The organism is Alcaligenes sp. SJTW-7 (assembly GCF_047716895.1).
GTDB lineage: Bacteria > Pseudomonadota > Gammaproteobacteria > Burkholderiales > Burkholderiaceae_B > Alcaligenes > Alcaligenes ammonioxydans.
In genome coordinates this window covers 1,581,923-1,605,422 of the sequence record NZ_CP136682.1, presented here as the reverse complement: position 1 = coordinate 1,605,422, position 23,500 = coordinate 1,581,923, and the positions used below count along the sequence as shown (strand labels likewise).

Here is a 23,500-nt window from a genome sequence, read left to right as displayed (position 1 = left end):
CAGGGTTGCAGACACGATCACCCCGGCAAGCGCGACAGGACGTCTTGAGGGACCGGAGCGATTGGCGCCCCGCAATCTCCAGTACGGGCCAGGCACGGGATTCAAATCGGGCTGTCTCCATCCAGATCCGGGGCGGGGGCAGGTTCAGGGTAGGACACGCTCAGAATATCCAGCTCTTCCTTGCCGGCCGGGGTACGCAACACAACCGTATCGCCTTCACGCGCTTTAATCAGAGCACGGGCAACCGGTGAAATCCAGCTGATACGCCCTTGCAAAGGCTCGGCCTCGTCCACTCCCACAATCGTGATGGTGAACTCTTCACCTTGGCTGTCGCTGTACACCACAGTTGCACCAAAAAACACCTGATCCGGGTTCGGCTGCAAGCCGGGGTCGACCACTTCCGCAATTTCCAGACGTTTAGTCAAAAAACGGATGCGACGGTCAATTTCACGCAGGCGTTTCTTACCGTACAGGTAATCGCCGTTTTCTGAACGATCGCCATTGGAGGCGGCCCAGGAGACGATCTGTACGACTTCGGGGCGTTCTTTGTTCATTAGATGGCTCAATTCGCTGCGCAAACGGCGATAGCCCAGAACCGTCATATAGTTTTTGGTGCCGCTAGGCAGCGCGCTAGCCGGCGTGTCCAGATCGTCGTCATCGTCCTGATCGGACTCTTTTACAAAGGCTTTATTCATCGTTTTGATTGCTCCTGCTACAGCCACTCATGCCAGACAGGCTTCAACCCCGAAGGCAAAGGCGGCAAACCGCCCAAATCAATCCGCCCTTCACGGGGGCCATGAAAATCCGACCCGCAAGACACTTCAAAACCATAACTGCGCGCCACCTGGGTATACACACTGTATTCCTGAGCAGAGTGACTGCCCGTCAACACTTCAATCCCGACGCCCCCCAATTCCAGAAACTGGCTATACAAAGCATGACTGCGGGTGTCGTCCAGCTCATAACGTCCCGGGTGAGCAATAATGGCTTTACCACCCGACTCGCGTATCCAGCCTACCGCTTCCTCCAGACTGGCCCACACGGTTTCAACCGCAGCAGGTTTACCATCAGCCAGGTAACGACGAAAGGCTTCGTTCATATCGGCACAATATCCTTGCTGCACCAAAAAGCGCGCAAAGTGCGTTCGGCTGATCAACTCCGGGTTGGCTGCAAAGGGCACTGCGCCTTCGTACGCGTCAGGAAACCCCAGCTGCGCCAGACGCTCGCCCATTTGCCGGGCGCGCTGTCCACGACCAGCACGCACGTCCTGCAAGGCCTGGTGCAGCGGCTCGTGGTCCGGGTTCACACCCAAACCCACAATATGGATGGTTTTGTTCGCCCAGGTAACGGAGATTTCCACCCCGTCAACAAACCCCATTCCCAACCGCTCGGCATGGTGCCGGGCCTGCTTGAGGCCACCGATTTCGTCATGATCTGTCAGGGCCCACAGCTTCACACCGTTAGCATGCGCACGCTCAGCAAGTTCTGCGGGGCTGAGCACCCCATCTGAATAAATGGAATGGCAATGCAGATCAACGGGCAGGCAGGCCTGAACACTCATAAGGGGCTATCCAGCAAGAAAGTAATCGATGTGGTTGATCTGCTCAGCATTGCGCAGCATGGGCGCATGCCCCACCTTGGGGATGGTCACCAGTTGGGAATTCGGATTGCGCTGCAACATTTCCTGCGCCACCTCTGGTTTCAGCAGATCAGACTCCTGGCCGCGCATAATCAGAACCTTGTCTGGCAAACCCTCATAAGCCCCCCAGAGCAAAGCCTGCGCTGCTTCCAAGTCCACATCCGCCTGCTGGGCAAAGGCTTGTGACAAGCGCAAGTCATAATGACGACGCCACTTTCCTTCATGCTCCACAAACACGTAACGGGACATCTGTGCCCATTCTTCGGCGGAGTGTTCCCCAAACGAGGCCGAGACAGACCGCACATAGTCCACCGCCTGCTCGAAAGTCTCAAACTGAACGGCTTGGCCCACGTATTCGCTGATGCGTTGCAGACCTGTCAGATTCAGCGCCGGCCCTACATCGTTGAGCACCACCCGCCCTAAAGGCAGTTGCAAAGGCGCTGATGCCAAGCCTGGGCCGGGGCGTGTGGGTCGCAGCAAGGCCGACATGGCTTGCGCGCCTTGCAAGCCCAGCGCAATCAAGCCCCCCATGGAGGTACCGACCCAATCCAGCCGTGCCGGCTTCACGCGGGCGATCAACACGAGCATGTCAGCCACGTATTGCGGGATGGCATAGGCGGCGGGGTCAATCAGCCAGTCCGAGCGACCTCGTCCCACCACGTCAGGAGCAATGACGCGATAGCGGCTGGACAGCCGCTGAGCCAGCAGGTCAAAATCCCGGCCTGTACGCGTCAACCCGTGTACGCACATCAGGACCTGATCGTTATCGGGATCGCCCCACTCCCAGTACGCCATGCGATGCGTGCCTGCGGCACTGGCACACATAACCCAATTGAGGCGCGGCTCCTGTAGATCAGTTGTCATGAACGCTCGGACAAGAATTTGACAGATAAAGGGCTATTGTAGCCCAGGCTGACGGCTTTACCCTGCCGTTTATGTCCCCGCTCAGGGCGGTGGGGACGATTGCCAGTAGCGGGCGTAGCGGTCACGCTCGCCAAAGTAATACAAGGCTGACGGACGTGACTCCACCGTCAAAGCCCCCCATTGATCGGTACGCAGAAACAAAGCTCCTGATCGCTCCCAACGAGCCTGCACCAGGGCATGGGGGTGGCCGAAACGATTCCACCACCCCAGTTGGGCAATCGCCAGCCCCGCCTGCATCTGTTTGACAAAATGAGCCCCCGAGGAGGTCCGGGACCCATGGTGGCCGACCACAACCACATCAATGGGCCCCACGCCAGCCGCCACAATGGCTTGCTCCTGCGCGACACCGGCATCGCCTAACAGCAAGGCGCTGTGTCGGGCACCTTGAACCTCCAGCACGCAGCTGACGGCATTCTTGTCCTCCTCGCGACCGGAAACTGCCTTGTCACTGCTCTGCTCAGCCGGCGGCCACCAGAAGCGAAAACGCACGCCATCCACTTCCCAACTGACATCCTGTTCGCAGCGCAGGATCTGCTCTGGGCGCGGAGTGGAGCCCGTCGCAACGCCCAACAGGCGCTCCTCCCGACTCACATGCAGGTCCAGATCAAAGCTACTGTATGACCGACTGACCGGGGCGGCCTGCAAGACGCTGCGCGTCCCGCCCACATGATCCATATCGGCATGGGACAGCACCAAGGTATCTATCTGCCCTATCCCTGCTGCTTTGAGCCAAGGGGCGATGCTGCGTTTGCCCTCGTCCGAATCAGGGCCATAACGGTTTCCCACGTCAAATACCAATACCTGACTGCGGGTACGCAAGACTACGGCACTGCCCTGGCCGACATCCAGCGCAAATAAATCCCAGTCCCCTTCCTGAAGTAAAGAGGGGCGAATCGCCAGAGCGGGGATCAACAGCGACAAGCCGCTCAAGCGGGACACAAACCCTCGGGGCAAGAGCAGAAGCAAGACCCCCAGCAAAGCCAGCACAGTCCAGGCCCAGTGTTGCGCAGGCACCGGAACGCTCGCCAGGTGGCGCTCAGCCAGCCATACCGTGGGCTGCATCGTGAAGTCCAGCGCGGCATGAGCGAGATAAGCGAGGGACTCACACCAGGCCGACGGTGCCTGGAGTGCGACCAGGATCAATAACAGCAGCACCAAGGGCGTGACAATCGAACCGATCAAGGTGATGGCGTACGCATTGGCGGGCAAGGAAGCCAGAGATACCTCGTGGAACAAGGGAGCCACGGCGGGCAACAAGGCCAGGGTAATCAGAATCTGCAGCCAGGCGGCAAACCCCATTCTGCGTCCCCAACGCTGCCACCACGCCCCAGTTGGCGGCACCCGTCCCATGAGCTGAGCAAAAGCGAACAGAACCGATACAGCCCCAAAGGACAAATAAAACCCGGTCGTCAGCCCCGCCCAGGGGTCGTGCAACACCACGACCCATGCCGCAAGCAGCAAGGTTCGGCCCGCGCCCAAATGCAAACCCCGGACACGACACAGGCCCACCACCAGCAACATCAAGAACGTACGTTGGGCTGGCACCCCCCAGCCTGCTATAAGGCAATACACCCCCGCCCCCGCAATCCCTACCCAGGTAGCAGCGAGCTGAGCCGGAATCTGCTCAGCCAGTACCCAGCGTCCCCAGCGGACACGTCGCCAGCACCAGGACACCAGACCGGCTAGAAGCACAGCCAGAAAGGTAACGTGCGTGCCACTGATGGACACTAAATGAGTCAGCCCGCTGCGATTGAAAATCAGCCAGTCCGGCGCAGCGATGCTGGCTTGATCCCCCAAGGACAACGCCAACATCACCCCGCCCCAGCGCCGCTCCTGCACATAAGGCAGCATGAGCTTGCGAAGATGATGACGCACGCGCTCAGTCCACGTATGCCAGGAATCAGCCGGATCAAAAGCCAGGGGTTGCGGCTGACCCCGCACACTGCCAACAGCCCGCCAGCCTTGAGTGATGGCATGACGCTCTGCATCGAAACCGTGGGGGTTACGTGCTCCTTGCGGGGGTCGAACTAAGAGAGACATCCGCCAACGCTGGCCAGGCATCAGTTCCGGGAAGTGATGGTCAGGGGGCTCTCGATACAAAGAGTACCGTTGGGCTGCATTCCAGCGCACCAGGATATGCTCTGGCAAACCCGGCGGCTGGGAGCGCAAAACCCGTGCTTGAAACTGCCTGTGGCTGGGTCCTGCCTGCACTAAAGAAAGGATTTCCAACTCGACACGACTGACTTTATTGGTATCTTCCGCAAGGACAGACTGGCTGAGTCGATCCTGTATGTGCCAAACGCTGTAGCCGGCCCCCAAGAAGGCAAACACCAGGACATAGCTCACGGGAAACCGTGGGACTAGCACCAGGCACAGCAGCGCTGCACCCAGCCAGCACCAGACTGAATACCCTAAATAAGACGGTGCCAGAAAATGGGTAAATGTTGCAGCAGCCACAAAGGCAGCCAGACATGCCCGCCCTATCATGCGTTCTGTCCTGCCATATCGCCCCCAAGCCAAATCTGTAGCTTAGGAGTCCGGGCACCATCAGACCGTTACGGCAAACAACTTTGCTCACCTCGGCTTGTACCTACGAATCTTTCCCGCAACCGTCCATCAACCCGTCAAAACCGAGTCAAGAAGAGGCGCGACATGACAGGGCGAAAACCGTTATGGGAAAAGACAGTCGCACCCTGATCGCTCAAGCGCATTCACTGTCCCTGGCTCGACAGAAATGCATCCAGGCGAGGCAAAACTCGGCGGGCCGTGGCTCCAGTCTGCGCAATCACATCTGCCACATTAAGCCCCCGCAACTGCGCCAGACTTTCGGCCACCCCATACACCTGTGCCGGTTCGTTACGAACCGACGCCAAGGCAGTCCCGGGCTCCACCAGCCAGGACGGGGCCAGATCTGGAGCATCGGTCTCCAGCACCATATCAGCCAGACTCAACGCCTGCGCCAAACGGCGAATCTGTTTGGCGCGGCCAAATGTCATGGCCCCACCGAAACCCAAGGCATAGCCCTGGCGCACAAACATCTGCGCTTGCTGTTCGCTACCATTAAAAGCATGGGCAATCCCGCCGACTGCGGGATATTGGCGCAGATATTTCAGCACGCGATCCTGGGAGCGGCGAACATGTAGAAGGACAGGCAAACCATAGCGTTGCGCCAGGCCCAACTGGGCGTCAAACAGAAATTCCTGATGACGGCTGGCCTCGTCGGTTTTCAATTCGGGTACAAAGTAATCCAGACCGATCTCGCCCAAAGCGACTAGACGAGGATCAGGCAGCCGCAACTGGATTTCCCGCTCCAAGGCCTGCAGGTCCGTTACCCCTGCTCCCGGTGTAAACAATGGATGAATGCCCAGCGCATACACACCACCGGGCGCTGCCAAGGCGGTCTCGCGAGCCGTCTGAAAATCAAACACGGCGACCGACGGCACCACAATCGACTGCACACCGGCTGCGCGGGCGCGCGCCATGACTTGCTCACGGTCCCGGTCAAATTCAGAAGCATCCAGATGACAATGTGTGTCGATAAGCATTACAGAATTCCGACAATAGCCCCTTCAGGTCAGCAAAGAGCAGATACACTGGCCCACATCGCGTCCGGCCGGGTGTCAGGACGGTCGATTGGCTCTGATTTCCTGGGTCAAATACCCCTTGTCCATCAGCAACTGACGATGCGCCAAGGAGGCCAGAGCCTGATCATGGGTGACGATCACAAACGCCGTGCCAAACTCCTCATTGACCCGGCTCAACAGCTCGAACATGCCTTCGGCGGTATAGCGATCCAGATTGCCCGTGGGCTCGTCCGCCAGCACGCAGGCTGGTCGTGTCACCAGGGCGCGCGCCAGAGCGACCCGTTGACGCTCCCCCCCGGACAACTGGCCCGGATAGTGATGCACACGCTGCGACAAACCCACCTGCTCCAAAATCTGCTGAGCCTGCTCGCGGGCTTCTTTGCGCTTCATGCGTCGCACGATCAAAGGCATGGCCACATTGTCCAAAGCATCAAACTCAGGCAGCAAATGATGAAACTGGTAGACAAAACCCAGCACCTTGTTGCGCAACTGGCTGCGCTCGCCTTCATTCAGGCTTTCCGTCTGCGTGCCGTTGACCTCGATACTGCCTGAATTAGGTTTATCCAGCAGACCCAGAGCATGCAGCAAGGTACTTTTCCCCGAACCGGAAGCCCCGATAATGGCCACCATCTCACCACGGCATACTTCCAGATTCACACCCGAAAGTACGTGGATAGTGTTGCCGCCTTCTTCGTACTGAACACTGACATCGCGGGCGCGCAACACGGTGGGAGCGATAAGATCAGTCATGACGCAGCACCTGTGCAGGTTGGAGCTTGGAGGCACGCCAGCTGGGGTACAGCGTGGCCAGGAAAGACAACACCAGGGAAACGAAGGCAATCAGCACAATATCGTAAACCTGCGGATTGGATGGCAGTTCACTAATGAAATAAATCTGCTGGGGCAGGAATTTACGACCCATCAGGTTTTCAATAAAGGGCACGATCACGTCGATATTGTAGGCAATCAGCGTGCCCAGCCCCACACCCAACAGGGTACCCACCACCCCGATCAGCGACCCCTGAACCAGAAAAATGCGAGCAATCTCGCTAGGCGTGGCGCCAATGGTGCGCAAAATCGCAATATCCGACTGTTTATCCTTGACAGCCATAACCAGCGACGACAGCAAGTTAAAGGCAGCAACGGCCACAATCAGCGCCAGAATTAGAAACATCATGCGCTTTTCAGTTTGAACAGCTGCAAACCAGGTACGGTTATTGGCGGTCCAGTCCGACACCAGCACATTACGCGGCATGGCGCTGGCCAATTCCTGTCCCACCAAAGGGGCTTGCTGCATGTCTTTGATACGCAGACGCACGCCGCTGTTGCCGCTGTCACGAAAGATCTTCGAGGCATCTTCCACGTTCACAAACGCCAGACTGGCGTCGTACTCGTAATAGCCCGAGGAGAACACACCGGTGACGGTAAACTGACGCATGCGCGGTGAAAACCCCGCCGGCGATATCGAGCCTTGCGGAGCCATCAACATCACCGTGTCGCCAGTGCTGACTCGCAGCTGATTGGCCAACTGCTCACCCAGCACAATACCGAAGGTGCCCGGTTGCAAATTCTCCAGTCGGCCCATGACCATTTGCTGGGCCAACTCGGACACCTTGCTCTCTTGTCCGGGCTCAATCCCGCGCACCTGCACCCCCATCAGCTGGTTGCTGCGCACCAACATACCCTGCCCCGCAACATACGGAGCGGACCCCACCACAGCGGGATTGGTCTGGGCTTTTTGCGCCAGAGCGTTCCATTCGTTCAAGACCTGCTGATGATCGGCATTGCGCACAATCAGTTCAATATGCGGCAAGACTGAGAGCATGCGATCACGCACCTGAGTCTGAAAACCATTCATCACGGAGAGCACAACAATCAGCGCGGCCACGCCCAGGGCAATCCCCGCCATTGAACTGCCCGCAATAAAGGACACAAAGCGGTCTTTGTGTCCGCCACGCCGTTTGCGGCCTTTGGCCAGACCGGCATACCGCGCCCCAATCCAAAATTCGTATCCCATGCGAGCTGCTATCGCCTCAAAGAAAACACTACAATCGCTGTCATGCAGATCGTAATCAACGGCGCGCTGCCGGAACCGGCCATCGCGCGCGAACTCATTAAACACTTGCCCCAGAAGGCCCCTGCGCTGATTCAACTACTGACTCAGGGCACAGGCACCCTGTCGGTACGCGACCCAGCGACGGACCTGTGTACACCCGCACAATCCTGGCTGTTGCAGGCCCACGGTTTTACGGGGGACCAAGCCCAGCATCTTAGCGCAGGTCTGGCCCCTTTGCGGCTACGTCAGTTGAAACAAATCCACTCGGTAGCACCGGATCAGCCTGTCTGGCTGGCCGAACTGGTACACATTGCCCCGTCACGCGAGGGCGCCATGCTGATCCCCGCCGACCAATTGGCCTTGTCCGAATCCTACAGCCGAGCCTTGTTGCAGGCCATTGCTCCGTACCTGGACGACACTGGCTTTCAATTCGAGTATCTCAGCCCCGAATGGTGGCGCGTCACACCACCGGCTGATTTTACGGTGCAAGCGGCCTCAACAGAACTGGTCAGTCAAAGCAATTTGAACAATTGGTGGACTCAAGATGTGCAAACCCGCCCCTGGCGTCGTCTGATCAATGAATTTCAGATGCTGGCCTTTGCCCTGCCCGACAATCGGCAGCGCGAACAGGCAGGTTTACCCAGTGTCAACAGCTTGTGGCTATTTGGTGGGGCGTCCTGCCAGCAGTTAGGCCGCGAACCTGGGAACTTGCATCTGGTGGATGATTTGCATGACAGCTTGATACGGCAAGACTGGGGGCTTTGGCTTGAACAACTGGCCCAATTGGATCGCACCCTGCTTGCCCCCTTGCTCACAGGGCCCATGCCAGAGCTGGTGTTGACCGGACTGGACCGCTACGCTCACGTCGGTCCCGCGGCGCGCCGTATCTGGCCTTTTTCCCTGTTCAAACAACACTCTAACTGGAGTCAGTGGTGGTCACCCCTATCCTGAAAACCCGTCCCGTCCAAGAAGCCGCCAGCCAAGCCCTGAAACAGGCCGGAATTCACGATTTAATGGCCCGCTTGCTGGCCTCCCGAGGAGTGACAGACGCCGCGCAGATTGATCCAGCCTGGCGCAATCTGATTCCACCTGCCATGCTGACACAGGCCCGTGAGGCCGCTGCCCTGCTGGCCGATGCCATTGCCCGTCGTGATCGCATGTTGATCATCGCCGACTACGATTGTGATGGTGCCACGGCCTGCGCCGTAGGCCTGCGCGCCCTGCGCAGCATGGGAGCCATTGTGGACTTTCTGGTTCCCAACCGCTTTGAAACCGGCTACGGCCTGTCCCCAGCGGTCGTCGAACTGGCCGAGCACCACCCCTCGGGCAAGCCGGATCTGCTCATCACCGTCGATAACGGCATTGCCAGTATTGAGGGCGTCGAGGCTGCCCATCAGGCAGGAATGAAGGTGCTGATCACCGATCACCACTTACCGGGCGATGAGTTGCCCGACGCGTTGGCAATTGTGAATCCCAACCAGCCCGGCTGCGCCTTTCCCTCCAAAAACCTGGCCGGCGTCGGGGTCATTTTTTACCTGATGCTGGCCTTGCGTGCCGAGCTGCGTCAACGCGGCGTTCTTGACGCCAATGGTGGCCCACGCCTGAACGAGCTGGCCGATCTGGTGGCGTTGGGTACGGTGGCCGACGTGGTTAGTCTCGATGCCAACAATCGCCTGATTGTCACCCAGGGGCTGGAGCGCATGCGCAAAGGCCAAATGCAAGTGGGACTACGGGCGCTATTCCAGGTGGCCGGTCGTGACCCCCGCCAGGCCAGTGCTTTCGATCTGGGTTTTGCCTTGGGCCCACGTATCAATGCCGCGGGTCGACTGGCCGACATGGCCTTGGGGATACGCTGCCTGATTACGGACGATGAAGACGAGGCCGCCCATTTAGCTCGCGAACTGGAGGAGATGAATCAGGATCGTCGATCGATTGAGCAAACCATGCGCGAAGAGGCACTGCGTGCAGCTGAACTGGCCGAGCCGGAGACCAGCGCCACGGTCTGCGTTTATCATCCTGAATGGCACCAGGGCGTGGTGGGTCTGGTGGCCTCCCGCCTGAAAGAAAAGTACTGGCGCCCGACCCTGGCTTTCGCCCAAGGTAATGAAGGCGAAATCAAAGGCTCAGGCCGCTCCATTCCCGACGTTCATCTGCGCGATGCACTGGATCTGGTCTCTAAACGCTATCCTGGCCTGATTCTGAAGTTTGGCGGCCACGCCATGGCAGCCGGGCTGACGATTGAAGAGGACAATTACGATGTCTTTGTGCAGGCTTTTGATGAGGCCGTGCAAGAGCTCACTGGTCGCTTCCAATTTGACCCCGTCATTGAAACAGACGGCTCCCTGGAGCCTGAGCACATCAATATCACGGTGGCTGGAATGCTGCAAAAACAAGTCTGGGGTGCAGGTTTCCCAGCACCCGTATTCCGCGACCGGTTCTTTGTTCGCCAGCAGCGCCTGCTGAAAAACAAGCATTTGAAACTGAACCTGGAGCGTAACGGCGAATACTTCGATGCCATCTGGTTCAATCGTGACGCATTGCTGCCCGAGCATATCGAAGCCGCTTATCGCCTGGATCAAAACGAATGGAATGGCAATGTCAGTGTGCAATTCATTATTGAATTCGCTCAGGACTGCCCCATCAACCCAGCGGGCTGACCAAACCCAATCCCCTGCCCGCACCCCATTAACGTTCGCTATCCCTTGATTATCGCCGCACAGGGATAGCGCACTCCGGATGAGTTAACTCAAATGCTCACGGAAGAACCCGCGGATGCGTTCATAGGCCGCTTCGCGGGCAGCCGGATTGGCTCCTACATGCACCCCTGCCTCGCCATTAACACCGTTGGGAACATTTTTACGGACGTAAACCTCACTGTCGCTGTCAAAGGCGTGATAGGCACCCTCATAAACGCGCAGTTCAACGGGCTCGTTGCGCCGCTGACTGCGGGTAGCCAACTCTCGGCAGGGCTCTACCGGCGTCCAATCGTCTTTCTCGCCCGCTAAAATCAGCAAGGGGCCATACGCCGAAAACTCGGGACGCTTGCGCGACTGCCAGCCGCAACCTGGATACAAGGCCACTGCTGCTGCAAATTGCTGGCCCGAACGCCTATACGCTTCACTTGTCGCATCCATTACCGACAGTGCCCCGCTACCCCCGTGCGAAAACCCGATGGCGCCGATCTTGTTCCTAACAATGTCGGAGCGCGAGTTCAGGTATTGCAAGGCCCCATAAGCATCCAAGACCCGGTGTCTGTTCTTGATATCCCGATCCGCAAGAGGAGTCGTGCATATCTGTGACACGCCGCGTGGATTAAAGCTGTCCACCATCAACACCGCATAGCCCATCTCGTTGAGCAACTGCGCCATTTTGGTAAATCGCGGGGTGATGCGCCCGGTCTTGGCAGATAATGCTCCGGCGCAGCCATGAAACATAACAACAGCAGGAAAAGGCGCCTGAGCGGCCGGCTTGAACAGGTATCCGTCCAGCGTTAAAGCCTGATCTCCCTTCCACGTATCAAGGCTAGGAAAACTAAGCTGCTCGGGCTGCACCGGTTCTCCCTGCGCCACTCCCAGCATGGTCCCGCCCAGCACCAAAGCCAAGGCCGCTGCAATCAGGCCCCTGAACCGCGAACCAGACCTACGCGTAAAGCCGCTGGCTGTCTGCTCTGCATCCATCCGATTATTCACCAGGCTCTGTCGACTGTTTTTCATCGCCACCACGACCAGGAAATCTCGTTCAGAACATAAAGCTTGCTGCTGTCACCAAGTGGTACGGCGTCGATGCAGCTTCATCCCTAGTGCAACATAAATGAAAGTGTGATTCAACCGAGCTTGGCAGGCCTATGGACGCTATTGATTGCCGTGACCGCTTGTCCCTTAGTGCTCTTTGCTCACACTCCCCGCTACTGAGACAAGGTGTAAAAAATGATCGGCCCTTTGCTTTAATTCTTGTTAGAACCTATTTACATCCCACCTCAACATTCATAGTCGATTTCGCTCTACTTGTCCGACATCGTGCCTTTCAGATGCGAATTGGGAGACTGCTCTGGTAAGGCCCATAGGGCCATGAACAATGAGGTGCCGCCTCCTAACAACGCACTCACCCAATCCTTTAGACCGGGAAACACAAACATATTCCAAAATAAGGCAGTCAGCGCCCCCAGAAGGGTAATCAATAAGACACCAAGCCCTGTTTTTGTAGGTTGCACTACGCTATAGAGCAAGGCTAATAGCAGCGCTGGAACACCATAGAAAACAAGCACATTGAGTGCGGCCAGCAAAGCACCTGCCATACTGCCTACCAACACCACCCATGCCTCATCCCCGGTCTGTGGCCCCGACAAGGCCAGCCACCCCCCAATAAATGGGCCGGCCAGCACGGGACACAGCAAGAAACTCAAAAACACACGCCTGCGTGGGTATGGGCTCATGGCTTGCGCCCCTGTTCCTGGCTATACCTCGGAGGTCGAAACATAAACAAACCTCAGCCCTTATCACAAGACGAATTAAATGATTCGCCGCTAGGGTACTTAAACAAATCCCTTAATACTATCAAGAGCAGCAATGGCACTGTTGGTGCCGGTAGCTGCATCCAGGCCACTGCCCATTAGAGCAGATTTGTCGACCCTCTTGAAATGGTTTTCACGACCTGAAGCTTTGCTCTCCTCTAGATGGGGGCAAAACAACCATCGCCGTTATCAGCGAAAATATCGCACCTAATACGAATGCCTTTGACTGTATGTTCTGCAAAATTAATGGATAAGCGTGTTGAAATCTAGCTGATAGATCATTTCCACCCAACCCAAAAACATACACTGTCCAAGCATATGCTGTAGAACCTCCACATATAAAAACGAGCAAGTAACTCAATGCTCCTCGTTTTAGCTTTATCCAAGCATAAAGCGCCCCCAAGATAGCTGCGGGAACCACTTCAAAGAACAGGGCAACAGCCATAGAGAGCAGCAACATTACGAACTGAAGCCATACATTCAACAAAATTCCTACGGTATCGGAAGCAGGCATCGTGAATAGAATTGCCAATCCCATACACAACCCTCCCCACATAGGAACGAGAGAGAAAGCCAATATGACTCTCAATACAGGATACTTACTCATGGCTTACATCCCTGCGCTTCACTATATCCAAGTAACTTGCAACCAAAGCGAACTCGTGATGCATAGTCCAGAATATCAAGACCTGAAATTCTGGAAACTGCTCTGAGAATAATTCTTTCGGTAAGGTATTTTTCATGGATTGGCTGAAGAATTTTCTGCTCGCTCATTAATTGGTTGATATCCCAAGCTACAACGTTATTAATAGTTTTATTATACAAATTACAGAAATTCCTAAAGCCCGCCTTCATCAAGGCGCTACCCGCTTCTGCTCGCCACTCATAAATGGAGGGTGCATTTACGCCAGCCAATAAAGACCCCATCAGAAAAGTGTAACTAGATCCACTTCCATCTGCACCCAGCCCCGTCAGGAACCTCCTCGATACATCTTCCGCACCCCCATACCATTTCGCCCCCGAACCGACGTTTTGCTCATAACGGACTGATGCCCCAAAGAAATCCGCGCGGTTATCAATGGTGTTGTAGTACAACGCAAAGCGCACTTCTGCTCCAAGGCTGTTGTAGACATAAACAAATATATTTTTGGACGAACGAGTCACATCCCCGCTCAATAAGGCCCAGGCATCTTGCTAGGCAATGAACTGCGTGGCCGAATTGGCCGCACATATCGCATTCATTTCTCGATCCAGGAACTGACTTAGCCGTTCAGCTTATTCCTTGCTGACCTTCTTTTGCTCCTCGGAGGAACATGTCTTGCCGCTCAGGCAGGCTTTCACTTTATCGACCGAAGATTGCGTCAGATAGTTGTTATCAAGAGCAGCAATGGCGCTGTTGGTGGCGGTAGCCGCCTCCAGACCACCGGTTGCACTGATACCGGCCACCAGCGTTGCAATCAGATTGCGCTTCGCTTCTTTTGCCTGCGCCGTCTCTCCCGGTTGATCCAGGAACAGATTGGTCAACAAGCTACTGCTTGCAGCGCCTAGTGCCCCGCCAGCACAAGCTTGATCGCTGGCCGCCGCTCCCGCACATGCCAGCACACCATGCAAGGCGGCATGCAAGGCGCTGCCTTCGGTCAATGTGCCATCTTTAACTAAGCCGCCGATAAACCCGGCCCCTTGCTGTTGCAGGTAATTGACCACCAGATTCTGGGCAAACTGTGAGGAGGCGCCTGTCACATTGCCCCCCGCGGCCGCCGCCAGGGCTGTCAGCACCTGACGGCCTGCACCACCCGGGGCCCAGATTGCCGTGGCTTTTAGCTGTTGTTCAAGCGCCGCCAAACGGGCAGGATCACGCTCACCTTCCGGCTTGCTCCGCTCACGATCCAATGCATTCTTGGCGGCTGTGGCTTCTTTGGCCCGATTGTTCAGGAATACGCCGGTCTCACGTTGCAAAGCCCCGACAATTTCAAAACCCGCCTGAATTTCCTGCTCATTAAAAATCGGCTTAAGAGCATTGCTGCCGTCCTGGCTCGTCAATACGTCACGGTTCAAACTGGCAAGACGCTCATCCAGTGTTTCCCCTGTCAGAAGCTGTTGCTTAGCTTGATCTGTAATGGTGATTTGCGCCACTAATGCCGCTATACGTGGTGCTGCTACTCTTGCCGCTAGCCGCCATGGTTAGGCAAGGTGGTGCCAGGCACCTGCTCCCAGCCCAATCACGGAACCCGCTAAGTTGCGCTCTTGAAGCCAGCGTGTGGACGGCCCACCCACATGACCATAATAAGCACCCACTGATACACCGATTTCATTGTGCCAGGCCCAGCCACGCTCACCCATGAGCATCAGCTCACCATCAAAGGCACGCACCGAGTAACGGCCACCAATAAAACGCTGGGACTGATCCCCCTCCAGCTCGATCTGTGAAATAGGAAAACAAGGACTTTCCTTGTCAGGCAATTGCTCGGGAGCGAGGATTTGCACAGGCAGCAAACGCACATCAGGCAGGCTCTCTTGCTGCTCACGCAGCACACGTTCCCGTTCCTGCTGTCGCAACAACTCTTGCGCCATTCCATTTTGTGTCTGCGCCAATGCAGGAACAAACGGCGCAAACAAAACCAGCAAAGGCCACCTCTTGGGCCAAACCGTGCCCCTCATCACCCATATCCCTTTTCGTAAGCATCAATATTTTTTTCTAATACCAGGAAACTGGCGGGGCTAATGATACCCAAGTAAACAAATGATGGGCGCGACAGTAATACCCTGTAGAAATACTTACGAATAAGGACAATTTGAATGGCTAGCCATCAGGACAATCTGGCTTCTGAACGCTGCGGCAAAGTCGCGAGCACCAAGCCCGCCAAAGCCAGGATGAAAGCGTACACATGCACGGTGGTGAAGCTCTCCCCCAACACCAACACACCCACTGCTGCGGTGCCTAACGGCATCAGCACCATAAACACTGCGGCTTGCGAAGCAGGCACGGAACGCACACCCGTCATCCACAGCCAAACCGTCCAGACACTGGCGGCCAAAGAATAAAAAACCAGCAGCGGCCAGATCCAGCCTGCCGGTGCCGTGAAATCAAAATCCCAGGCGGCGTATAAGCCTAGTGGCGTAATCAGGGCCAAACTGCAGAGATTAATGATCGCGCTGATACGTTTGGGGCTAAGCATGGCAGTCAGGCGTTTGCCAATAACGGCGTAGGCCGATTCGCACAGGACCGCACAAAAAATCAGTGCATTACCCAACCACACTTTCCCTGGCTCCAATTGATCCACCCCGTGCTCATCAGCCTGCACCCAAGCCAACAAAGCAATACCCCCCATGCCCAAGGCCAAAGACGCCCACGTACGCGGTCCTATGCTTTCTTTTAGAAAATACCAGCTGAACAAGGCCACCATGCCAGGGATGGCCGACAAAATAACGCCCGCAGAGACCGCACTGGTCATGCTGATGCCCGTCACCATGCAAAGAGTGAAGAGGAAATTGCCCAGGAAGGATTCCAGAAAAATCAGGCCTCGAGTACGCAGGTCCAGTGCGGGCTCCGTCGATGGTTTGCGTACCCAGCGCAGCATGGCTATTGCGCCAATGCCAAAGCGTAGCCAGGCCAGCAAAAACACTGGCAACGCTGCGACCAGGGGCCGCGTCAGGGCGATATAACTGCCCACCAAGGACATGGACAAGGCCAAACACGCGTAGGCCCTCAGACGTGATCCCGCTCTCTTCACCCACCCTCTCCTAATACACACATTCGCCAGGCAGCTAATCAAAATACCACGGTGACCAAGGTCTACAATACGCCCGAGCTCGACCTTCCTGGATAAAAGACATGGCCTGCCATGTTGCCCGTTTCGCTCACCGCCGCCTGTACCCCTGACCTTACCCAGATCTGCTGTACGGCACTGTGTTGCCAGCGTTTTATCCCACCCCTGCGGAACGTCGCGTCGCCAGTCCTTAAGCAGGATTGCGATGTAGGGCCGGGACAATCCGGCCCGATCCATGCTGCTCCCCGTCACAGACTAATCCGCATCGTGCCAGCCTACCGGCCAGCCGTGCTCCTTGAAGGAAATTTGATCATGCAGGCTATCGCCCGCCTGAGCCGTTTTGTTGGCAATACCTTTGCCATCTGGGTTCTCCTGTTTGCCATTCTGGCTTACTACTTCCCCGACCACTATCGCTGGTTGGGCGCCTATATTGTTCCACTTCTGGGCATCATCATGTTCGGCATGGGACTGACCTTGTCACGTCAGGACTTTGCCGAAGTGTTTGTCCGGCCCGGCCGGGTGGCCATCGGCGTACTGGGTCAATTCATCATCATGCCCGCCCTGGCCTGGTTTTTGACCTACGCTTTTTCTCTGCCACCCGAACTGGCCATTGGCGTGATTCTGGTGGGTTGCTGCCCCGGCGGCACCTCGTCCAATGTCATGACCTTCCTGGCTCGTGGCGACCTGGCCCTGTCAGTAGCCATCACGTCGGTGACCACTTTGCTTGCGCCCATTGTGACTCCCGCCCTGATCTACTTCCTGGCCAGCCAATGGCTGGAAGTCAGCGCCACGGCCATGTTCTGGTCCATCGTTCAGGTGGTGATTCTGCCCATTGCCCTGGGCATTATTGTGCAATCCCTGCTGGGTGAGAAAATCCAGGCCGGCGTGGCCGCCCTGCCCCTGATCTCGGTAGTGGCCATTGTGGCTATCGTCGCTGCGGTGGTGGCTGGCAACCAGGCCAAAATCGCAACCAGCGGCCTGCTGGTATTTTCGGTCGTGGTCATCCATAACACGCTGGGCTACCTCCTCGGTTATTTGTTGGCCCGCCTGAGCGGCATGCCTTTACCTCAACGCAAAACACTGGCAATTGAAGTGGGCATGCAAAACTCCGGACTGGGCGTGGCACTGGCCAGTGCCCACTTTTCGCCATTGGCCGCTGTGCCCAGTGCCATTTTCAGTGTCTGGCACAATATTTCCGGACCTCTGGTGGCGACAATCTTCCGCCGCATGCGCAACGACAAGTAAGCCGTCACTGCCGCATTCAGGAACTTGAGTTCAAGACCTGAAAAGGGCGCTCCACAGAGCGCCCTTTTTACCTTTCACCTACCACCTACCGTTAGACGCTCAAACGAGCTTATCCCTTACGTCTTGCGCGACGACACATAAATACCGCCCACAATCAGCAAAAAAGCCGCGCCATGGTAGGGCTTGGGCGTATCGCCCAGAATAAAGACGGACATCAACGCGGCAAAGACAGGCATCAGATTGACGAAAAACCCGGCGGTGGCTGCACCCACGCGCTGGACCGCGACCCCCCAGCATCGGAGAGCGATCAGAGCCGGCCCGGTACCGACATACAAAATAGCCAATACCAGCCCCCAGGACCAGTCGATATGCCAGTCGGTAAACTTCCACTCCATGGCGGCAAACGCACCCGACCAGATCAACCCGAAAAAGACTTGTGCCATCACCACTGTCGCCCAGGTCTGAGCGATGACCCCCTCATGGCGCCGCGTGCTAAGCATCCAGCTGTACACCGCCCAGGCAATGGTGGCGATCACCATATACAGGTCGCCCGGCACAAAACGAAACGCCACCAGTTCCTGCCAGTCCGCCCGGGTCAATACCAGTAGCACGCCCAGCAAAGACATCAGGCCGCCCAGCAACTGACGGCCATTCACGCTGGACTTGAAGAACAAACGCCCAATCACCAGCATCCAAAACGGTAAGCTGGCATTGACTAGCGTCACATTGATGGGAGAGGAGCTCTGTAGCGCCAGGTATTGCAAGGCGTTATAAATCCCTATGCCCAGCAAACCCAGGATGGAGTAACGCTTCCAGTTGGCCCACAGGTTGCTGTTGCGTTGCAACACCTGCCGCCCCACAAAAAGCAAGATGGTAAACGCGACCAGCCAACGAAAAAAATTCAGGGTAATGGGAGGGACCTGATCATGAATCAGGCGCCCTACAATCGCATTGCTTGCCCACAAAATCGTGGGTAATACCAGTAAAGCAGTGGTGCCAGGGGTCAGTTTCTGAGTGCTCACAAGCATGTCCTAAAAAACAGCAACGGCGCATCTGATCCCTCTTCAGATCAGCGCTGCGCCGTTACGATGGGCCTAGTATATAGGCAAGAGCGGCTTGCTCTCTACGCCTGGACCGGACCGTTTGCACACGCATGAACTGGTCAATCTTTGACCAATCCATAAATATTATTTATAATCATACAATTGTCACGTCATGGCGCCGACTGAATACCATTGGCCCATCCCATTCACGCTCGTCTGGCTTTCACAACAGCAGATGCAGCTACCCAGGGTAAATCGACCTTGAAACACCCCCACTTTTGGGAATAAGGCTTGACCTGTTCAAGCGCCGCCCCAAGTGCATTACTTGGCACCACAACCCGTATCGTTGACCGCATGGGCCTGTTCCAGGCGGCGCAATGCAGGTCTACGTTCTTGGCAAGTCGTCGTGTTTTTGCCCGCTTTTCAGGTATGCAGATTCCGTCTGCACAGGCGGGTTCCCCTCATGAACGCTGGGCATGTTTTCAATTTGATCAACCCGACCCTGTCCGGAACCCCCTGCTCCTGACAGACACTGTTTCGCCCCGATTTTTATGGGCCTAGTCCCAGGCTGGACCTTTGATACCCTTACCCGGTTTGTCGGTCTGCCTTGTGGCTGAGCCTGTCCCCGTCCCGCCCTGCAGGGCCAGACGGGAATTATTATTTTTAAAGGAGTCCCGATTTATGGCCAAAGAAGAGCTACTTGAAATGCAAGGTTCCGTCACCGAAATCCTGCCTGACTCGCGCTTTCGTGTCACCCTGGACAACGGTCACGCAGTTATCGCCTACACAGGCGGCAAGATGCGCAAACACCACATCCGTATCCTGGCTGGCGACAGCGTCACTTTGGAAATGTCGCCCTACGACCTGAGCAAAGGTCGCATTATTTTCCGCCACCTGCCCAAACGCGTTGGCGCTCCCAGCTCCGCGCCGCGTCGCAGCCCCCAGCGTCGCTAAACCCTATCGCCACACCCCTGTCACAATTAGATGCAAAGATAACCGTGCCTGACAGGGGTGCGACAAACGCCATCAGCGCCTAGGCGCACCCCACTTTACTGTGGGAGTCGCCTTGAAAAAACTACTGACGCTCAAAACAGGCTTTATCGCCTATTTTGCAATCCTGAGCCTGTTTTTAGTCCTGATGCTGATTGCCCTGCAGCACCTGAGCAACAGCATCGAACAACGCAAGCACCTGGAAGCGCAGCGCCATCAAACCACAGCGCTCAGCAAAGACTTCAAACGCATCAGCGAATTACTGAGCCGGCAGGCTATCGCGTTTGTCTCCAGCGAGCAGATCGAATTCCAGGAAAACTTCCGCCATCTGCTGGCGGTGTTTACCGGTGCCCAGGCGGATCAGGAGGGGGTGACCCTGAGCATGCTGGAACGCTTCAACGATCTGGACCTGGAGCCGGCCGAACAGGATCTGCTGCGCTCGGCCTATGATCAGACCCTGGCATTGAGCCAAGTTCAGTTCGAGGCCATTCAAACCGCCAGCGGCCAGTTTGAAGACAGCAACGGCGCCATCCGGATCGCCTTGCCCAATGCCCTGATGGCCAAAGTGCTGGTGTTCAGCCAGCAATACATTCAGGCATCCACCCAAATCACCCACACGCTCGACCAGTTCGAGCATCAGTTCAGCGAGCGCCTGGATCAGTCCCTGGGGTTGGCCGGTCGCAGCAGTGATCGCGCCTTCAGTTTGGCCCTGGCCGCCCTGGCGCTGTTCTTCATCGCCAGTACAGTCGCACTGCGCCTGCTGTACCGCTCCATCAAGCAGCCCTTGGACCAGGGTGCCAATCTGGCCAAGGAACTGGCGCAAGGCAAACTCAATGCCCAATTGAGCGTGCGTCGTCACGACGAGTTTGGCACCTTGCTCACCGCCCTGAACGGCATCGGACAGGGCGTACAAACCGTTGTACATCAAATTCGTGAACAAACCGGTCTGATCCGGGAAGGGGCGCACGCGATCGTACTGGGAAGCCAGAACCTGGGCACACAGATTCTGGAGCAGTCGACCGAGCTCAACCAGACTGTCAAAACCATGAATCAGTTGGCCGACACCGTAAGACAAAATGCCCGGCAGGCCCAAACGGCAGACCATCTGGCCCAAGATACCTCCAGCCAGGTCGCACAGGGCAATCTGGCTGCGCACACCCTGCTCGAGACCATCAATGCGATTGCCGATAGCTCGCACAAAATGAGCGAGATCACCAAGCTCATTCGCAGTATCGCCTTTCAAACCAATATTCTTGCCTTGAACGCCGCGGTGGAAGCGGCCCGCGCCGGTGTGCACGGCCATGGCTTTGCGGTCGTCGCTGCCGAGGTACGCAACCTCGCCCTTCGTTCCACGGATGCCTTGCAACAGATTTCCACCCTGATCTCCAGCTCGGTGGAACAAACCGAACAAAGCTCGGCGGCGGCGCGCGGCATGGCGCAGGTGATGGCCAGCACGCAGCACAAGGTCAATGAAATGCGCCGTATTGTGGCCGACATTGCACAGGCCTCCCAGGATCAGGCCACCCACATCGACTCAGTGAACCAGGCCATGACCCATCTGGACCAGCAAGGCCAGAGCAATCGCCAACTGCTTGAACACAGCGCCCACACAGCCCAGGAACAACTGGAGCAAACCACGTTGCTGGCACAGGTCGTGGCGCATTTCAGCCTGGATCAAGCTCTCTCCGAACCGGCGCCTCACTCCCAAAGCACCGTATCAAACCGAGATTCCTACCCTTGTGCACCCGTCTATCGTGCCGTCGCTTGCACAATGTCCGGTTCCTGAGCGGCCAATACGTGCCATAGACCGCCGATAAGGGTAAAATCGGAAGTTTGCCGCGCGCCGCCTTTGCAGCGCTGGTGCGCATGGCACCTCAAACATAGGAAAGCCGCTGAATCATGGAATCGGAACGACTTAATCAACTGGAAGCCCGCCTTGCCGATTATTCGGAGCGGGAAAATGCCTTACGGAGGTATCTTTGACTACGATGAAAAAGCGCATCGCTTGCACGTAGTCAATGCCGAACTGGAAGACCCCAACGTCTGGAACGACCCGCAACGAGCCCAGGATCTGGGCCGCGAGAAAAAAAGTCTGGAAAACGTGGTGCATGTGCTCGATGCCTTGCACAAGGGTCTGAAAGACTCGCAGGATCTGTTTGAACTGGCTGCGATGGACGATGATGATGCCACCATTGCCGCCATCGAGGAAGATTGCGCCGCCATGGCCAGCCGGATCGAAGAGCTGGAGTTTCGCCGCATGTTCTCCAACCCTGCCGACCCGCTTAACTGCTTTATGGATATCCAGGCCGGCGCCGGTGGTACCGAAGCCCAGGACTGGGCCTCCATGTTGCTGCGCATGTACGTGCGCTATGCCGAACACAAAGGCTTCAAGGCGGAAATTCTGGAACAGTCTGACGGGGACGTGGCTGGCATCAAATCGGCCTCCATCAAGATTGAAGGCGATTACGCCTATGGTTTTCTGCGCACCGAAACCGGGGTACACCGCCTGGTTCGCAAGAGCCCCTTTGATTCGTCCAATGGTCGCCACACCTCGTTTACCAGTGTGTTTGTCTACCCGGAAATTGATGACTCCTTTGAAGTGGAAATCAATCCGGCCGACTTGCGTATTGACACCTACCGCGCCAGTGGCGCCGGTGGTCAGCACATTAACAAAACCGATTCGGCAGTTCGTATTACGCACGAACCCAGCGGCATCGTGGTGCAGTGTCAGAACGACCGTTCGCAGCACCGCAACCGTGCGGAAGCCATGCAAATGCTCAAGTCCCGCCTGTACGAGCTGGAAATGCGCAACCGTATGGCCGAGCAGCAGAAACTGGAAGACTCCAAGAGCGATGTAGGCTGGGGACACCAGATCCGCTCTTATGTGCTGGATCAAAGCCGTATCAAGGACTTGCGCACCAATTACGAAATCTCCAATACGCAAAAGGTACTGGACGGCGATCTAGACCCCTTTATTCAGGCCAGCCTGAAACAGGGTATTTAAATGCACGCTTCCACGCTGACCATTTTGAGCGGTGCCTCGCGTGGCCTGGGCTTGTCCCTGGCGCGTCAGGCGCTGGCCGCTGGCCACCAGCTGATTACGCTGGCCCGCAGCGAGCTGCAGCTGGACGCGCCCCCCGGGGCGCACCAGCATCTGCAAGTGGACCTGGCCAGCGCGGAAGGCACACAACAGGCTGCCAAGGCTGTGCAGGCCTTGATCAGCCAGGCCCAGGCTCAACGCTACGTGCTCATTAACAATGCAGGCACGGTTGATCCTGTTGCGCAGGCCAGCCACCTGCTCGATGCCCAGGCCATTACACAGGCGCTGCAACTGAACGTCGCCAGTGTCATGAGCCTGACCGCCGCCTTTTTACAAGGCGCCCCCAAGGATGCCCAGCGACAGGTGCTCAACATCTCTTCGGGTGCCGGCCGCAAGCCCGTATCGGGCTGGGCCGTGTATGGAACCAGCAAGGCCGCGCTGGACTTTTACACGCAGACCCTGAAGCTGGAAAACCCGGAGCTGGCCGTTTGCTCCCTGGCCCCTGGCGTGGTGGATACCGATATGCAAGGCCATATCCGTAACCAGTCCCGCGACCAGTTCCCGAATCTGAGCCGCTTTATCGACCTGCATCAGAAAGGGCAGCTACGCAGCCCGGACGACACAGCCAAGCAAATTCTGCGCTATCTGGACAGCCCTGCCTTTGGCCAGCACGTTCTGGATGACATCCGCCACTACGAATAA

The 23,500-nt window shown here is 56.8% G+C and carries 22 protein-coding genes; 7 read left to right on the top strand and 15 right to left on the bottom strand.

The window, feature by feature from the left end; translation table 11 throughout:
- Positions 1-101: 101 nt before the first annotated feature.
- The 7 genes from greB to RSQ48_RS07110 all read right to left on the bottom strand — a co-directional run bounded on the left by greB (position 102) and on the right by RSQ48_RS07110 (position 8,164).
- Entirely contained in the window at positions 102-695 is a 594-nt protein-coding gene (greB, locus tag RSQ48_RS07140; protein WP_003801341.1) for a transcription elongation factor GreB, read from the bottom strand.
- 17 nt (positions 696-712) lie between these two features.
- Positions 713-1,561, bottom strand: a complete 849-nt coding sequence (locus RSQ48_RS07135) for a PHP domain-containing protein (protein WP_240208787.1) — start codon at positions 1,559-1,561, stop codon at positions 713-715.
- A 6-nt stretch (positions 1,562-1,567) separates the two neighbouring features.
- On the bottom strand, positions 1,568-2,464 hold the full coding sequence (locus tag RSQ48_RS07130; protein ID WP_003801346.1) for an alpha/beta fold hydrolase: 897 nt from the start codon (positions 2,462-2,464) through the stop codon (positions 1,568-1,570).
- Positions 2,465-2,584: 120 nt separating this feature from the next.
- Positions 2,585-5,050, bottom strand: coding sequence for a DNA internalization-related competence protein ComEC/Rec2 (locus tag RSQ48_RS07125; RefSeq protein ID WP_240208788.1), 2,466 nt, complete (start codon positions 5,048-5,050; stop codon positions 2,585-2,587).
- Between the two features lie 224 nt (positions 5,051-5,274).
- Positions 5,275-6,108 carry a TatD family hydrolase gene (locus RSQ48_RS07120; protein WP_240208789.1) on the bottom strand — a complete coding sequence of 278 codons (834 nt, stop codon included), beginning with the start codon at positions 6,106-6,108 and terminating at the stop codon, positions 5,275-5,277.
- A 75-nt stretch (positions 6,109-6,183) separates the two neighbouring features.
- The gene (locus RSQ48_RS07115; protein ID WP_003801352.1) at positions 6,184-6,897 is read right to left on the bottom strand and encodes an ABC transporter ATP-binding protein; all 714 of its coding nucleotides are present in this window, start codon (positions 6,895-6,897) and stop codon (positions 6,184-6,186) included.
- Positions 6,890-8,164, bottom strand: coding sequence for a lipoprotein-releasing ABC transporter permease subunit (locus RSQ48_RS07110; RefSeq protein WP_240208791.1), 1,275 nt, complete (start codon positions 8,162-8,164; stop codon positions 6,890-6,892). The genes RSQ48_RS07115 and RSQ48_RS07110 overlap by 8 nt, the downstream gene beginning before the upstream one ends.
- 42 nt (positions 8,165-8,206) lie before the next feature.
- Here RSQ48_RS07110 and RSQ48_RS07105 point away from each other — a divergent pair, with 42 nt between their 5' ends.
- Positions 8,207-9,154 carry a hypothetical protein gene (locus tag RSQ48_RS07105; RefSeq protein WP_415302280.1) on the top strand — a complete coding sequence of 316 codons (948 nt, stop codon included), beginning with the start codon at positions 8,207-8,209 and terminating at the stop codon, positions 9,152-9,154.
- Positions 9,136-10,860 carry a single-stranded-DNA-specific exonuclease RecJ gene (gene recJ / locus RSQ48_RS07100; protein WP_415302279.1) on the top strand — a complete coding sequence of 575 codons (1,725 nt, stop codon included), beginning with the start codon at positions 9,136-9,138 and terminating at the stop codon, positions 10,858-10,860. Before RSQ48_RS07105 ends, recJ begins: the two co-directional genes overlap by 19 nt.
- An 84-nt stretch (positions 10,861-10,944) precedes the next feature.
- Here the strand turns inward: recJ and RSQ48_RS07095 are convergent, their stop codons facing one another.
- From RSQ48_RS07095 to RSQ48_RS07065, 7 genes are all read right to left on the bottom strand, one after another.
- Positions 10,945-11,916: a dienelactone hydrolase family protein gene (locus RSQ48_RS07095; RefSeq protein ID WP_240208793.1), complete on the bottom strand. Its 972-nt coding sequence runs from the start codon at positions 11,914-11,916 to the stop codon at positions 10,945-10,947.
- Positions 11,917-12,203: 287 nt separating this feature from the next.
- Entirely contained in the window at positions 12,204-12,605 is a 402-nt protein-coding gene (locus tag RSQ48_RS07090; RefSeq protein WP_415302278.1) for a hypothetical protein, read from the bottom strand.
- Positions 12,606-12,846: 241 nt separating this feature from the next.
- Positions 12,847-13,320, bottom strand: coding sequence for a hypothetical protein (locus RSQ48_RS07085; RefSeq protein WP_415302277.1), 474 nt, complete (start codon positions 13,318-13,320; stop codon positions 12,847-12,849).
- Positions 13,317-13,877 (bottom strand): hypothetical protein, encoded by a 561-nt coding sequence (locus RSQ48_RS07080; RefSeq protein WP_415302276.1) that lies wholly within the window; start codon positions 13,875-13,877, stop codon positions 13,317-13,319. Before RSQ48_RS07080 ends, RSQ48_RS07085 begins: the two co-directional genes overlap by 4 nt.
- A gap of 111 nt (positions 13,878-13,988) precedes the next feature.
- Positions 13,989-14,846 (bottom strand): hypothetical protein, encoded by an 858-nt coding sequence (locus RSQ48_RS07075; protein ID WP_415302275.1) that lies wholly within the window; start codon positions 14,844-14,846, stop codon positions 13,989-13,991.
- A gap of 48 nt (positions 14,847-14,894) precedes the next feature.
- Entirely contained in the window at positions 14,895-15,338 is a 444-nt protein-coding gene (locus tag RSQ48_RS07070; protein WP_338081240.1) for a ShlB/FhaC/HecB family hemolysin secretion/activation protein, read from the bottom strand.
- 182 nt (positions 15,339-15,520) lie between these two features.
- On the bottom strand, positions 15,521-16,444 hold the full coding sequence (locus tag RSQ48_RS07065; protein WP_240208799.1) for a DMT family transporter: 924 nt from the start codon (positions 16,442-16,444) through the stop codon (positions 15,521-15,523).
- Positions 16,445-16,792: 348 nt separating this feature from the next.
- On the opposite strand from RSQ48_RS07065, the gene RSQ48_RS07060 reads away from it, so the two are divergent.
- Positions 16,793-17,725 (top strand): bile acid:sodium symporter family protein, encoded by a 933-nt coding sequence (locus tag RSQ48_RS07060; protein WP_003801373.1) that lies wholly within the window; start codon positions 16,793-16,795, stop codon positions 17,723-17,725.
- Between the two features lie 116 nt (positions 17,726-17,841).
- On the opposite strand, the gene RSQ48_RS07055 is transcribed toward RSQ48_RS07060, so the two are convergent.
- Positions 17,842-18,753: a DMT family transporter gene (locus RSQ48_RS07055; protein ID WP_059317749.1), complete on the bottom strand. Its 912-nt coding sequence runs from the start codon at positions 18,751-18,753 to the stop codon at positions 17,842-17,844.
- A gap of 696 nt (positions 18,754-19,449) precedes the next feature.
- Between RSQ48_RS07055 and infA the strand changes: the two genes are divergently transcribed.
- The 4 genes from infA to RSQ48_RS07035 all read left to right on the top strand — a co-directional run bounded on the left by infA (position 19,450) and on the right by RSQ48_RS07035 (position 23,500).
- On the top strand, positions 19,450-19,722 hold the full coding sequence (gene infA, locus RSQ48_RS07050) for a translation initiation factor IF-1 (RefSeq protein ID WP_003801377.1): 273 nt from the start codon (positions 19,450-19,452) through the stop codon (positions 19,720-19,722).
- Between the two features lie 112 nt (positions 19,723-19,834).
- Positions 19,835-21,544, top strand: coding sequence for a methyl-accepting chemotaxis protein (locus tag RSQ48_RS07045; RefSeq protein ID WP_415302274.1), 1,710 nt, complete (start codon positions 19,835-19,837; stop codon positions 21,542-21,544).
- Between the two features lie 113 nt (positions 21,545-21,657).
- A protein-coding gene (gene prfB, locus RSQ48_RS07040) for a peptide chain release factor 2 (RefSeq protein ID WP_131071568.1) occupies positions 21,658-22,762 on the top strand; the annotation gives its coding sequence in 2 pieces (ribosomal slippage) (positions 21,658-21,738 and positions 21,740-22,762; 1,104 coding nt in all).
- Positions 22,763-23,500, top strand: coding sequence for an SDR family NAD(P)-dependent oxidoreductase (locus RSQ48_RS07035; protein ID WP_003801380.1), 738 nt, complete (start codon positions 22,763-22,765; stop codon positions 23,498-23,500). It begins immediately after the preceding gene.

Bases quoted from the DNA above. Each gene is read 5' to 3' on its own strand.
- RSQ48_RS07085 (WP_415302277.1), bottom strand. From the start codon at position 13,320: ATGAGTAAGTATCCTGTATTGAGAGTCATATTGGCTTTCTCTCTCGTT.
- RSQ48_RS07115 (WP_003801352.1), bottom strand. From the start codon at position 6,897: ATGACTGATCTTATCGCTCCCACCGTGTTGCGCGCCCGCGATGTCAGT.
- RSQ48_RS07120 (WP_240208789.1), bottom strand. From the start codon at position 6,108: ATGCTTATCGACACACATTGTCATCTGGATGCTTCTGAATTTGACCGG.
- RSQ48_RS07055 (WP_059317749.1), bottom strand. From the start codon at position 18,753: ATGCTTGTGAGCACTCAGAAACTGACCCCTGGCACCACTGCTTTACTG.
- RSQ48_RS07060 (WP_003801373.1), top strand. From the start codon at position 16,793: ATGCAGGCTATCGCCCGCCTGAGCCGTTTTGTTGGCAATACCTTTGCC.
- RSQ48_RS07125 (WP_240208788.1), bottom strand. From the start codon at position 5,050: ATGATAGGGCGGGCATGTCTGGCTGCCTTTGTGGCTGCTGCAACATTT.
- RSQ48_RS07135 (WP_240208787.1), bottom strand. From the start codon at position 1,561: ATGAGTGTTCAGGCCTGCCTGCCCGTTGATCTGCATTGCCATTCCATT.
- RSQ48_RS07035 (WP_003801380.1), top strand. From the start codon at position 22,763: ATGCACGCTTCCACGCTGACCATTTTGAGCGGTGCCTCGCGTGGCCTG.
- greB (WP_003801341.1), bottom strand. From the start codon at position 695: ATGAATAAAGCCTTTGTAAAAGAGTCCGATCAGGACGATGACGACGAT.
- infA (WP_003801377.1), top strand. From the start codon at position 19,450: ATGGCCAAAGAAGAGCTACTTGAAATGCAAGGTTCCGTCACCGAAATC.
- RSQ48_RS07095 (WP_240208793.1), bottom strand. From the start codon at position 11,916: ATGAAAAACAGTCGACAGAGCCTGGTGAATAATCGGATGGATGCAGAG.
- RSQ48_RS07105 (WP_415302280.1), top strand. From the start codon at position 8,207: ATGCAGATCGTAATCAACGGCGCGCTGCCGGAACCGGCCATCGCGCGC.
- RSQ48_RS07130 (WP_003801346.1), bottom strand. From the start codon at position 2,464: ATGTGTGCCAGTGCCGCAGGCACGCATCGCATGGCGTACTGGGAGTGG.
- RSQ48_RS07110 (WP_240208791.1), bottom strand. From the start codon at position 8,164: ATGGGATACGAATTTTGGATTGGGGCGCGGTATGCCGGTCTGGCCAAA.